Genomic DNA, 11,348 nt, shown 5'->3' with positions numbered 1-11,348 from the left:
ACTGCGTTGCAGTCTCCTGCACCACGCGAATAACCCGCTGCGGAAACGGAATGTCGATCCCTTCGGCCTTCAACCGGTCACGCGCATACTCGTTAAGCATGAACATCACGTCCCAGTAATCGGAGGTCTTGGTCCACAAGCGCAGCGATACGGTGATCGAGCTGTCGCCCAGCGTCGACACGACCGCCTGCGGTGCCGGGTCTTGCAGAACACGTGGGTCCTTTGCCAGCTCCAGCAACACATTGCGGGCCGTCTGCAGGTCGGCCTCGTAGTCAACGCCCACATCGAACACCACCTTGCGCGTCGGCTGGCGGTTGGTGTTGGTAATGATGCCGTTGGACAGGCTGCCATTGGGCATGATGACTGTCTTGTTGTCAGCGGTGCGGAGCACGGTGTGGAAGATCTGGATACTGTCGACGGTGCCGGCAACGCCCTGCGCCTCGATCCAGTCACCGATACGGAACGGGCGGAACATCAGAATCAGCACACCACCGGCGAAGTTCGCCAGGCTGCCCTGCAAGGCCAGGCCGATGGCCAGGCCTGCGGCACCGATGGCGGCGACGAACGAGGTGGTCTCGATGCCGATCATCGAGGCCACGCTGACCAATAGCAGCACCTTCAGCACGATGTTCGCCAGAGAGCTGATGAAGCCCTGCAGCGCCAAGTCGGCGTTGCGCAGGCCAACCAGCTTGCCGAGGCGGGCGCTGACCTTGTTGATGATCCACCAGCCAACCGCCAGGGTCAGCAGTGCCAGCAGCACACGGCTGCCGTATTCCATGATCAAAGGGATCCACGTCTGGGATTGGCGGACGAGCTGATCGACCTCAGCGTTCAAATCCATATTCATCTCCTGATGCCGAGCGGCAAGTACACGGTAGAACAGGCCGCGCGTGTTATTACGCAACCCCGGCCCCCATGGACATCATTTGGCCATCGGGGTTCCGGGCGACCCCACATCAGTCGCGGAAGTTGTTGAACTGCAGCGGCATGTCGAATTCCTTGGTGCGCAGCAGGGCAATGGCTTCCTGCAGGTCGTCACGCTTCTTGCCGGTTACCCGTACCTGCTCACCCTGGATGGCGGCCTGTACTTTCAACTTGCCATCCTTGATGGTGGCAACGATCTTTTTCGCCAGGTCCTTGTCGATGCCTTCGCGGAACTTGGCTTCCTGTTTCTTTTCCTTGCCGGAGGCGTACGGGTCCTTGGTTTCCAGGCACTTCACGTCGATCTTGCGCTTGACCAGCGCCAGGCGCAGGATCTCCAGCATCGCCTCGAGCTGGAACTCTTCCTCGGCGGTGAGCATCACGGTCTGCTCTTTGTCCTTGAACTCGAAGGTGCCTTTGCCCTTGAGGTCGTAGCGGCGGTCCAGTTCCTTGATGGCGTTGTCGACCGCGTTCTGCACTTCGTGCTTGTCCAGTTCCGATACCACGTCGAACGAAGGCATGGTTGTTCTCCCAAAATAAAAGCGCGCTCAGGCTGAAGATGGAGCGCGCTGGGTTTGAAGGTTAAAATGCGGGCTCATTATAACGGGTTGCGAAACGCATATGAGCAGCACCTGGCATATTCTCGGCGCCGGTAGCCTGGGCAGTCTGTGGGCCTGCCGCCTGGCACGCGCAGGCAAGGCTGTGCGCCTGATCCTGCGTGACGGGCAACGGTTGCAGGCTTATCAGCAGGCTGGCGGCCTGACCTTGGTCGAGCAAGAGCAAACCCGGCACTACGCCATACCTGCCGAAACCGCCCAGGCGCAAGGCCCGATCCACCGCCTGCTGGTGGCCTGCAAAGCCTATGACGCAGCCCCGGCGATTGCCGGTGTAGCACCGCGGCTGGCCGAGAGCGCCGAAGTGCTGCTGTTGCAGAATGGCCTGGGCAGCCAGGATGAAGTCGCCGACGTTGTGCCGCACGCTCGCTGCATCTTCGTCTCCAGCACCGAAGGCGCCTTCCGCGAGGGGGACTGGCAGGTGCGTTTTGCCGGCCATGGCTTCAACTGGCTGGGCGACCCACGTAACCCCATGATCCCCGCCTGGTTCGATGACCTGCACGAAGCCGGTATCCCCGCTGAATGGACAGTGGACATACTTACCCGCCTGTGGCGCAAGCTGGCGCTCAATTGCGCCATCAACCCGCTGACTGTGCTTCACGATTGCCAGAATGGCGGGCTGCTGGGGCACCTGGGTGAAGTTCAGGCCCTGTGCGTCGAGCTGGCCCGGCTGCTGCACCGTTGCGGCCAGCCGCAAGCAGCCGAGGGGCTGGACGAAGAAGTGCAGCGGGTAATCCTCGCCACCGCAGGCAACTATTCTTCCATGTACCAGGACGTGCATGCAGGACGGCGCACCGAGTTGCACTACCTGCTCGGCCATGCTTGCCGCGCGGCCACACGTCATGGCCTGCAGCTGCCGCAGCTGGAACACCTGCTGCAGCGTTTGGTCGAAAACCTGCGCGTGCGTGGTTTGCCCTGCGACTGACGCGGCCCTTCAACCGGATACGGACATTGCCTTGCCCATGACCTTGCGCCAACGCCTGGAAAACCTCCCGGTCGGGCAGAAGCTACTGGCGGCCCTGCTGGTACTGCTGGTGACCATCTTGCTGGTGGCCAACCTCACCTTCATCAGCGCCGCCTACTGGATTACCCAGGAAAGCATGGCGCCGCAGGCGTTGCAGACCATCGGCCGGCTGGTGGCCAATCCACAGCTTGCAGCCCGCGCCGGCGACACCCCGGACACCGCCCGTGCCCTGCTCAAGGAACTGGACAATTACACACCGCTGCGTGCCGCCGCCGTCTACGGTGGCGATGGGCAGATGCTGGCGCAGTTGCAGCATGGTGAGCCGCTGGCCCTGCCCAAGCGTTTTCGAAACATCGACGGCTGGCGCCTGATGGAGTTTCGCAGCACTCAGTTGATCCGCATCCCCCGCGATGCCAACCCACCGGCACACTTGCTGCTGGTAGCCAGCAGCGAACTGCCCATGGCCTTCTACACCGGCACACTCAGCGCCAGCCTGGGCATCCTGGTATTCAGTGTCCTGCTATGGATCGTCATCGCCCGGCAGATCAAGCGCCTGATCACACAACCGATCAACCAGCTTGAGGAACTCAGCCGCCAGGTTACCCGCGAAGAGAGCTACGCCTTGCGCGCCCAGCGCGGCAACGACGATGAAATCGGCAGCCTGGCCGAGGCCTTCAACACCATGCTGTCGCGCATCGAGGCCCGCGAGCAGCAGCTCAAGAGCGCCCGCGATGAATTCCAGAGCGCCTACGACCAGGCTCAGGGCCTTGCTGAGGAAACCCGCCACACCAACCGCAAGCTGGAACTGGAAGTGCAGGTACGCAGCAAGATCGAGAAAAAACTCACCGGTTTCCAGAACTACCTCAACAGCATCATCGACTCGATGCCCTCGGCGCTGATTGCCCTCGACGAACAGCTTTACGTGACCCAATGGAACCACGAAGCCACGGTGCTTTCCGGCACGCCACTGGACGAGGCACTTAACCAGCCCGTGTTCATTGCTTTCGAACCGCTGAAGCCGTTCCTCCCGCAGCTGAAGGAGACCGTGGAAAAACATCGAGTGGCGAAGATCGAGCGGGTAACCTGGCCCAAGGGCGACGACCTACGCCACTACGCCCTGACCTTCTACCCACTGACCGGCGGCGGTGGGCGCGGCGTGGTCATTCGTATCGACGACATCACCCAGCGTCTGTCATTGGAAGAGATGATGGTGCAGTCGGAAAAAATGCTCTCGGTCGGTGGCCTGGCTGCCGGCATGGCGCATGAAATCAACAACCCGCTGGGCGCTATCCTGCACAACGTGCAGAACATTCGCCGGCGCCTGTCGTCCGACCTGCCGCGCAACCAGGAACAGGCCGAAGAGCTGGGCATCGACCTGGCCACGATCAACCGCTATCTGGACAGCCGCGAGGTGCCGCAACTGCTCGACGGCATTCAGCAGGCCGGAGCCCGGGCGGCGAAGATCGTCACCCACATGCTCAGTTTCAGCCGCCGCAGCGACCGCCAACTGGTGCCATGTGAGCTGCCGGCACTGATCGATCAGGCCCTTGAAATTGCCGGCAATGACTTCGACCTGGCCATCGGCTTCGACTTCAAGGGTCAAGCCATCGTGCGCCAGTTCGACCCCAACCTGGGGCCGGTGCCCTGCACCGCCAACGAGCTGGAACAAGTACTGCTCAACTTGCTGAAGAATGCGGCCCAAGCCATCCACCAGCGCCCGCAACCCAGCGAGCCCGGGCGCATCACACTGCGCACCCGGCTGAACCCGCCATGGGCGGAAATCCAGGTCGAGGACAATGGCGTCGGCATGCCCGAGGCAGTGCGCAAGCGCACCTTCGAGCCGTTCTTCACCACCAAGGAAATCGGCCAGGGCACCGGGCTGGGCCTGTCAGTCTCGTACTTCATCATCACCAATAACCACAAGGGGCAGATGGAAGTGCAATCCACGCCAGGCCAGGGCACCTGCTTTACCCTGCGCCTGCCCCTCAGCCAGCCGACAGCGGCGGCGCCGACCAGAACGGAGCAATGATATGGGCTACCGCCTTTCGAAAATCTATACCCGCACCGGCGACAAAGGCGAAACCGGCCTCGGCGACGGCCGTCGGGTGCCCAAGGACCACCCGCGGATCGAAGCGATTGGCGAGGTGGACAGCCTGAACAGCCAGTTGGGGTTGCTGCTGGCGGGGCTTGCCGAGCACGGGCTGAATGAAGTGACCGAGGTGCTGGCGCCGTGTCAGCACCGCTTGTTCGACCTGGGTGGCGAGCTGGCGATGCCCAGTTACCAGGCGTTGAACCTGGCGGAAGTGGAACGCCTGGAGGCGGCCATCGATGTGTGGAACGAAGAGCTGGGGCCGCTGAAGAACTTCATTCTGCCCAGTGGTTCGGCGCTGGTGGCGCAGGCGCATGTGTGCCGCAGCCTGGCGCGCAGTGCAGAGCGCCGGTGCCAGCAGTTGAATGCCATGGAGCCACTGGAAGGCGTTGGGATGACATATATCAACCGGCTTTCCGATCTATTGTTCGTGGCGGCGCGGATCATCGGGCGGCGCCAGGGGGTGGCTGAGGTTTTGTGGCAGCCCGCCGAGAAACCCAAAGGCTGATACTTCTGGGGCTGCTTTGCAGCCCATTCGCGGGCTTGCCCGCTCCCACAGGTTTCGAGCAGGCTTGAAGCTTGTGAGTTTCCTGTGGGAGCGGGCAAGCCCGCGAATGGGCCCCGCAGCGGCCCTTGTTACAGGGGACTCAAACCTCGGGCCAGAACGCCCGGATCCCGGCCACACCCTGTGCACCCGCTTCCCAAGCCTGCTCGCGCTCACTCGGCCCTACCCCACCCAGCAGATACACCGGTTTGTTGAACCCGGCAATAACGCGCTGCGCCTCATCCCAGCCCAGCGGCACCGCATCCGGATGAGTCTGGGTTGCCTGCACTGGCGACAGGGTGACAAAGTCCACGCCCATCTGCTCAGCCAGCGCCAGCTCCTCGGCACTGTGGCAGGACGCGGCCAACCAGCGTTCCTTGGGGAACGGCCGGCCCCTGGCAGCGTACTTGCGCAGTTGCGCGGCCGTCAGGTGCCAACCGGCCGCCGGGAAATCACCCAGCCATTCCAGTGGCCCTTTAAGCATCAACTGCGCCTTGCCCGCACACAGCCCGACCGCATCCACCGCCACGTCGCGGTACTTGGGGTCGTACATGTCCGGAGCACGCAACTGGATAAGGCGAATGCCGTTGGCCACCGCCTTCTGGATGCCCTTGAGCAGCTGCGGCACCTCCAGGCCATCCGGGGTGATCAGGTACTGGTCCGGCAGGCGCGCAGCGGCGACGATCGGCTTGTTGGCCTCAGGGAATTCATACTGCGGCAAATCGCGCGGGGCAACCCATTCCAGCGGCTGGCCTTCGGCACCGTGGGGTTCGCCAGTGAACGCTTCGACCTCGCGCACATCCAGCAGCACCTGCTTGTCCGGGTAGTCATGGCTGACCTTGATCAGCGCACGCGACCGGGTTACCTCAATGCCCAGCTCCTCGCGCAACTCGCGGGCAAGCGCCGCTTCGACGCTCTCGCCTTCCTCCACCTTGCCACCGGGAAACTCCCACAAGCCGCCCTGGTGCTGGGTATCGGCACGACGTGCGATCAGAATACGGCCATCAGCACCGCGAATGACGGCCGCTACTACATGAATCCGTTTCACGCTTCACGCTCCTCCAGGCCTGCCCGTTGCCATGCCTGGAAGGCTGGCCACTGATAAATGGTCTCGATGTAGGCTGCCGCCTCAGCGGGGACTTCTACGCGATAGGTGCGCAGGCGCACGGCCACCGGGGCAAAGAAGGCATCGGCCAGGCTTGCCTTGCCGAACAGGAACGGGCCGCTGTCCTTGGCCACCAGACGGCATTCGGACCACAGCGCAACGATACGGTCGATGTCGATTTGCACGTCCAGCGGCACGTTGTCCAGCGCCTGGTCGCGCGACAAGTCGAACGGCATGGCGCCGCGCAGGGCAAAGAAGCCGCTATGCATCTGCGCACAGGCCGAACGGGCCTGGGCTCGCGTCGCCACATCGGCAGGCCACAGCTGGGCTTCGGGGTGGCGTTCGTTGAGGTATTCGGCAATGGCCAGCGAGTCCGCGATCACACCGTGCTCGGTCTTGAGCAGCGGTACCTTGCCGGTGGCGGAGTAGGCGAGAATGCGCTGACGGGTATCAGGCTGGTTCAGCTTGATCAGGGTTTCTTCGTAGGGCATGCCGGCCAGCTCGAGGGCCAGGGCGCCACGCAGCGACCAGGAGGAGTACAGCTTGTCGCCGATGATCAGGTGATAGCTCATGGTTCGGCTCCATCAGGTTTGTATTGCAAAACCCGCAGGCCGCTGCGCGGCCTTTCGCGGGCAAGCCCGCTCCTACAGGGAGCGCACCGCTCCTGCAGGCATTGCAACACCTGTGGGAGCGGGCGTGCCCGCGAAGAGGCTTTCGGATCAGTGGATCAGGTACGGTACTCGGCGTTGATCTTCACGTACTCGTGGGACAGGTCGGTCGTCCAGATGGTTTCGCTGCACTGGCCACGGCCCAGCTCGATACGGATGGTGATCTCTTCCTGGGCCATCACTGCCGAACCCTGCGCCTCGGTATAGCTCGGGCTGCGGCCGCCTTGGCTCGCAATGCAAACGTTGTCCAGGTAAACGTCGATCAGGCTCACATCCAGCTCCGGCACACCGGCACGGCCAACCGCGGCGAGGATGCGGCCCCAGTTCGGGTCGGAGGCGAACAGCGCGGTCTTGATCAGCGGCGAGTGGGCCACGGCGTAACCGACGTCCAGGCACTCTTGGTGGTTGCCACCACCGTTGACCTGCACGGTCACGAACTTGGTCGCGCCTTCGCCGTCACGGACGATGGCCTGGGCCACTTCCATGCACACCTCGAACACGGCCTTTTTCAGCGCTTCGAAGAGCGCGCCGCTGGCTTCGGTCACTTCCGGCAGGTCGGCCTTGCCGGTAGCGATCAGCATGCAGCAATCGTTGGTCGAGGTGTCACCATCGATAGTGATGCGGTTGAACGACTTGTTGGCGCCGTCGAGCATCAGGTCCTTGAGTACCTTTGGCGCCACCTTGGCGTCGGTGGCGATGTAACCCAGCATGGTCGCCATGTTCGGGCGGATCATGCCTGCCCCCTTGCTGATGCCGGTGACGGTAACGGTCACGCCATCGTGCTGGAACTGGCGGCTGGCCCCCTTGGGCAGGGTGTCGGTGGTCATGATGCCGGTAGCGGCCTCAGCCCAGTTGTTTTCCGACAGGTTGTCGAGCGCGGCCTGCAGCGCGCCTTCGATCTTCTCGACCGGCAGCGGCTCACCGATCACACCGGTGGAAAACGGCAGTACCGACTCGGCCGGTACGCCAGCCAGTTCGGCCAGCTTGGCGCAGGTACGCTCGGCGGCGGCCAGGCCCGGCGCGCCGGTGCCTGCGTTGGCGTTACCTGTGTTGGTCAGCAGGTAGCGCACGGTGCCCTGTACACGCTGCTTGGACAGGATCACCGGCGCGGCGCAGAAGGCGTTGAGGGTGAACACACCCGCCACGCTGGAGCCTTCGGCACAGCGCATGACCACCACATCCTTGCGCCCCGGGCGCTTGATACCGGCAGAAGCGATACCGAGTTCAAAACCCGGAACCGGGTGCAGGGTGGGCAAAGGACCAAGACCAACAGCCATTAGAGCGCTCCTAGAAAAAACGATGATTTCGAAAAAGGGGCCGCTTCGCGCCCCATCGCGACACAAGGCCGCTCCCACAAGGATCGCGCCCGTTGATGGACGAGCGCGGTACCTGTGGGAGCGGCCTTGTGTCGCGAAAGGGCCGCAAAGCGGCCCCAGGCTTGTACAACGTACGGTTCAGATCACTCGATCTGACCATGGCAATGCTTGAACTTCTTGCCCGAGCCGCACCAGCACGGCTCGTTGCGGCCCAGCTTCTGGTCATTGCGTACTGGCGCCGAGGCTACCGCTACTTCGGCCCCCTCCTCGCTCAGTTGCTCACTTTCCAGGCCCGATACAGCGGCGTGCTGGAATTGCATGCGGCTAGCCAGCTCTTCGGCCTCGCGGCGCAGGCGGGCTTCTTCTTCGGCTGGGTCTTCGCGGCGAACCTGTACGTGCGACAACACGCGGATGGTGTCGCGCTTGATCGACTCCAACAGCTCCTGGAACAGGCTGAACGACTCGCGCTTGTACTCCTGCTTCGGGTTCTTCTGCGCATAACCACGCAGGTGAATACCGTGACGCAGGTGGTCCATGGTCGACAGGTGGTCTTTCCACAGGTCGTCCAGCACGCGCAGCAGAATCTGCTTCTCGAAGGTTCGCAGGGCTTCGAGACCAGCCTGGTCTTCCTTCTCGGTGTAGGCAGCGGTGATCTCGCTCAGCAGCTTCTCGCGCAAGGTCTCTTCGTAGAGGTGATCGTCCTCGTCGAGCCATTGCTGGATTGGCAACTTGATGGCGAAATCGCTGGCCAGCGAAGCCTCCAGGCCGGCAACGTCCCACTGCTCTGGCAGCGACTGCGGCGGAATGTGCTGGCTGATGGTAGCGTCCAGTACTTCCTTGCGGAATTCGACGATGGTGTCACCAATGTTCTCGGCGGCCAGCAAGCTGTTGCGCATGTGGTAGATCACCTTGCGCTGTTCGTTGGCGACGTCGTCATATTCGAGCAATTGCTTACGAATGTCGAAGTTGCGGCCTTCGACCTTGCGCTGGGCTTTCTCGATAGCGTTGGTGACCATGCGGTGCTCGATGGCCTCGCCCGACTGCATGCCCAGTGCCTTCATGAAGTTCTTCACCCGGTCAGAGGCGAAGATGCGCATCAGGCTGTCTTCCAGCGACAGGTAGAAGCGGCTGGAGCCCGGGTCGCCCTGACGACCGGAGCGGCCACGCAGCTGGTTGTCGATACGGCGCGATTCGTGGCGCTCGGAAGCGATTACATGCAGGCCACCCGTTTCGATCACTTGCTGGTGACGCTTCTGCCAGTCGGCCTTGATCTGGGCGATCTGCTCGGCGGTCGGGTTTTCCAGGGCAGCCACTTCGGCTTCCCAGTTACCGCCCAGCAGGATGTCGGTACCACGGCCAGCCATGTTGGTGGCGATGGTCAGTGCACCGGGCGCGCCTGCCTGGGCGATGATCTCGGCTTCCTTCTCGTGATACTTGGCGTTGAGCACCTTGTGGTCGATACCTTCCTTTTTCAGGAGGTTGGACATGTGCTCGGAAGTTTCAATGGTCGCGGTACCCACCAGCACCGGGCGGCCCAGCTTCATGCTTTCCTTGATGTCGGCGATGATCGCGGCGTATTTCTCGTCAGCGGTCAGGTACACCAGGTCGTTGTAGTCCTTACGCGCCAGTGGCTTGTTCGGCGGAATGACCATCACGTTCAGGCCGTAGATCGACTGGAACTCGAACGCTTCGGTGTCGGCGGTACCGGTCATGCCGGACAGCTTGGTGTACAGGCGGAAATAGTTCTGGAACGTGGTCGAAGCCAGGGTCTGGCTCTCGGCCTGGATGTTCAGGTTTTCTTTTGCTTCGATGGCCTGGTGCAGGCCCTCGGACAGACGACGACCTGGCATGGTACGGCCGGTATGTTCGTCAATCAGCAGGACCTGGCCGTCCTGGACGATGTACTCGACGTTGCGGTGGAACAACTTGTGTGCACGAAGACCGGCGTAGACGTGTGTCAGCAAGCCCAGGTTGTGCGCGGAGTACAGGCTCTCGCCTTCGGCGAGCAGGCCCGCCTGGGCCAGCATCTCTTCGATGAACTGGTGGCCGGCTTCGTTCAGTTCCACCTGGCGACTCTTCTCGTCGATGGTGAAGTGGCCTTCTTGGGTGACCTGGCCTTCGACCTCTTCGATGTGCTGGGTGAGGCGCGGGATCAGGCGGTTGATCTCGATGTACAGCTTGGAGCTGTCCTCGGCCTGACCGGAAATGATCAGCGGGGTACGCGCTTCGTCGATGAGGATGGAGTCGACTTCGTCGATCACGGCGAAGTTCAGTTCACGCTGGAACTTCTCGTCCTGGCTGAACGCCATGTTGTCGCGCAGGTAGTCGAAACCGAATTCGTTGTTGGTGCCGTAGGTGATGTCGGCGGCATAGGCGGCGCGCTTTTCTTCCGGCGGCTGGAAGGCCGAGACGATACCGACCGACAGACCGAGGAATTCGTACAGCGGGCGCATCCAGTTGGCGTCACGGCGCGCCAGATAGTCGTTGACGGTGACCACGTGCACGCCCTTGCCGGACAATGCATTGAGGTAAACGGCCAAGGTACCGACCAAGGTCTTGCCTTCACCGGTGCGCATTTCTGCGATCATACCCTCGTGCAGGGTCATGCCGCCGATCAACTGCACATCGAAATGGCGCATGCCCATTACGCGCTTGCCGGCCTCTCGGGCCACGGCGAAGGCTTCGGGCAGCAATTGGTCCAGTGTCTCGCCTTTGGCCAGGCGCTCCTTGAACTCTACGGTCTTGCCCCGCAGTTGCTCGTCGGAGAGGGCCACCATCTTCTCTTCGAAGGCATTGACGATACTCACCGTCTTGAGCATGCGTTTGACTTCACGCTCGTTCTTGCTTCCAAAAAGTTTTTTTAACAAAGGCGCAAACATATCGGCAGGATCTTCCACACGTAGGGATGGAGGGCGGCCCCATGAGTCGCCCGTGCAGCCCATAGGCCGCATGCGAACGAGCATTCTACCCGGAAACGATGGTGAGGAAAGTGGTGGTTTTCCACGATGCTGATACAGCGTTTTGGCAGGGGCCTGTTTTAGATAGGGACATTTTCACTGAGTTCAAGGCTTGGCAACATGAAAGCTATCGAGAACCAGTCTTGTCTTTGGCTGCCTGTGCCGGCCTC

The 11,348-nt window shown here is 62.2% G+C and carries 9 protein-coding genes; 3 read left to right on the top strand and 6 right to left on the bottom strand.

Going from position 1 to position 11,348, the window contains the following annotated elements; genetic code table 11:
* Positions 1-841: mechanosensitive ion channel family protein (locus ACF8EA_RS14170; protein WP_021785806.1), on the bottom strand; the 841-nt coding region annotated here is incomplete at its 3' end.
* A 115-nt stretch (positions 842-956) separates the two neighbouring features.
* Positions 957-1,442: a YajQ family cyclic di-GMP-binding protein gene (locus ACF8EA_RS14165; RefSeq protein ID WP_003251890.1), complete on the bottom strand. Its 486-nt coding sequence runs from the start codon at positions 1,440-1,442 to the stop codon at positions 957-959.
* 100 nt (positions 1,443-1,542) lie between these two features.
* On the opposite strand from ACF8EA_RS14165, the gene ACF8EA_RS14160 reads away from it, so the two are divergent.
* The 3 genes from ACF8EA_RS14160 to ACF8EA_RS14150 are packed head-to-tail and all read left to right on the top strand — an operon-like array spanning position 1,543 to position 5,096.
* Positions 1,543-2,460 carry a putative 2-dehydropantoate 2-reductase gene (locus tag ACF8EA_RS14160; protein WP_021785807.1) on the top strand — a complete coding sequence of 306 codons (918 nt, stop codon included), beginning with the start codon at positions 1,543-1,545 and terminating at the stop codon, positions 2,458-2,460.
* Between the two features lie 37 nt (positions 2,461-2,497).
* Positions 2,498-4,528 (top strand): ATP-binding protein, encoded by a 2,031-nt coding sequence (locus ACF8EA_RS14155; RefSeq protein WP_319298302.1) that lies wholly within the window; start codon positions 2,498-2,500, stop codon positions 4,526-4,528.
* A gap of 1 nt (position 4,529) precedes the next feature.
* The gene (locus tag ACF8EA_RS14150) at positions 4,530-5,096 is read left to right on the top strand and encodes a cob(I)yrinic acid a,c-diamide adenosyltransferase (RefSeq protein ID WP_392522377.1); all 567 of its coding nucleotides are present in this window, start codon (positions 4,530-4,532) and stop codon (positions 5,094-5,096) included.
* A gap of 139 nt (positions 5,097-5,235) precedes the next feature.
* Here the strand turns inward: ACF8EA_RS14150 and ACF8EA_RS14145 are convergent, their stop codons facing one another.
* The 4 genes from ACF8EA_RS14145 to secA form a co-directional block, all read right to left on the bottom strand.
* Positions 5,236-6,180, bottom strand: coding sequence for a Nudix family hydrolase (locus ACF8EA_RS14145; protein ID WP_021785810.1), 945 nt, complete (start codon positions 6,178-6,180; stop codon positions 5,236-5,238).
* Positions 6,177-6,809 (bottom strand): glutathione S-transferase family protein, encoded by a 633-nt coding sequence (locus tag ACF8EA_RS14140; protein WP_392522375.1) that lies wholly within the window; start codon positions 6,807-6,809, stop codon positions 6,177-6,179. Before ACF8EA_RS14140 ends, ACF8EA_RS14145 begins: the two co-directional genes overlap by 4 nt.
* Before the next feature lie 155 nt (positions 6,810-6,964).
* Entirely contained in the window at positions 6,965-8,182 is a 1,218-nt protein-coding gene (gene argJ, locus ACF8EA_RS14135) for a bifunctional glutamate N-acetyltransferase/amino-acid acetyltransferase ArgJ (protein ID WP_021785812.1), read from the bottom strand.
* Between the two features lie 182 nt (positions 8,183-8,364).
* A complete protein-coding gene (gene secA, locus ACF8EA_RS14130; RefSeq protein WP_021785813.1) occupies positions 8,365-11,100 on the bottom strand; it encodes a preprotein translocase subunit SecA in 2,736 nt (911 codons plus the stop codon).
* Positions 11,101-11,348: the final 248 nt, after the last annotated feature.

The organism is Pseudomonas sp. YQ_5 (assembly GCF_043103305.1).
Taxonomy (GTDB): Bacteria; Pseudomonadota; Gammaproteobacteria; order Pseudomonadales; family Pseudomonadaceae; genus Aquipseudomonas; species Aquipseudomonas putida_Y.
The sequence above is the reverse complement of the archived record's forward strand: the minus strand, read 5'-3'. Positions and strand labels throughout refer to the sequence as shown.

What these genes read in the sequence shown, in the direction of transcription:
- ACF8EA_RS14165 (WP_003251890.1), bottom strand. Translation starts at nt 1,442, where the DNA reads ATGCCTTCGTTCGACGTGGTATCGGAACTGGACAAGCACGAAGTGCAG.
- ACF8EA_RS14160 (WP_021785807.1), top strand. Translation starts at nt 1,543, where the DNA reads ATGAGCAGCACCTGGCATATTCTCGGCGCCGGTAGCCTGGGCAGTCTG.
- ACF8EA_RS14155 (WP_319298302.1), top strand. Translation starts at nt 2,498, where the DNA reads ATGACCTTGCGCCAACGCCTGGAAAACCTCCCGGTCGGGCAGAAGCTA.
- ACF8EA_RS14150 (WP_392522377.1), top strand. Translation starts at nt 4,530, where the DNA reads ATGGGCTACCGCCTTTCGAAAATCTATACCCGCACCGGCGACAAAGGC.
- ACF8EA_RS14140 (WP_392522375.1), bottom strand. Translation starts at nt 6,809, where the DNA reads ATGAGCTATCACCTGATCATCGGCGACAAGCTGTACTCCTCCTGGTCG.
- argJ (WP_021785812.1), bottom strand. Translation starts at nt 8,182, where the DNA reads ATGGCTGTTGGTCTTGGTCCTTTGCCCACCCTGCACCCGGTTCCGGGT.
- secA (WP_021785813.1), bottom strand. Translation starts at nt 11,100, where the DNA reads ATGTTTGCGCCTTTGTTAAAAAAACTTTTTGGAAGCAAGAACGAGCGT.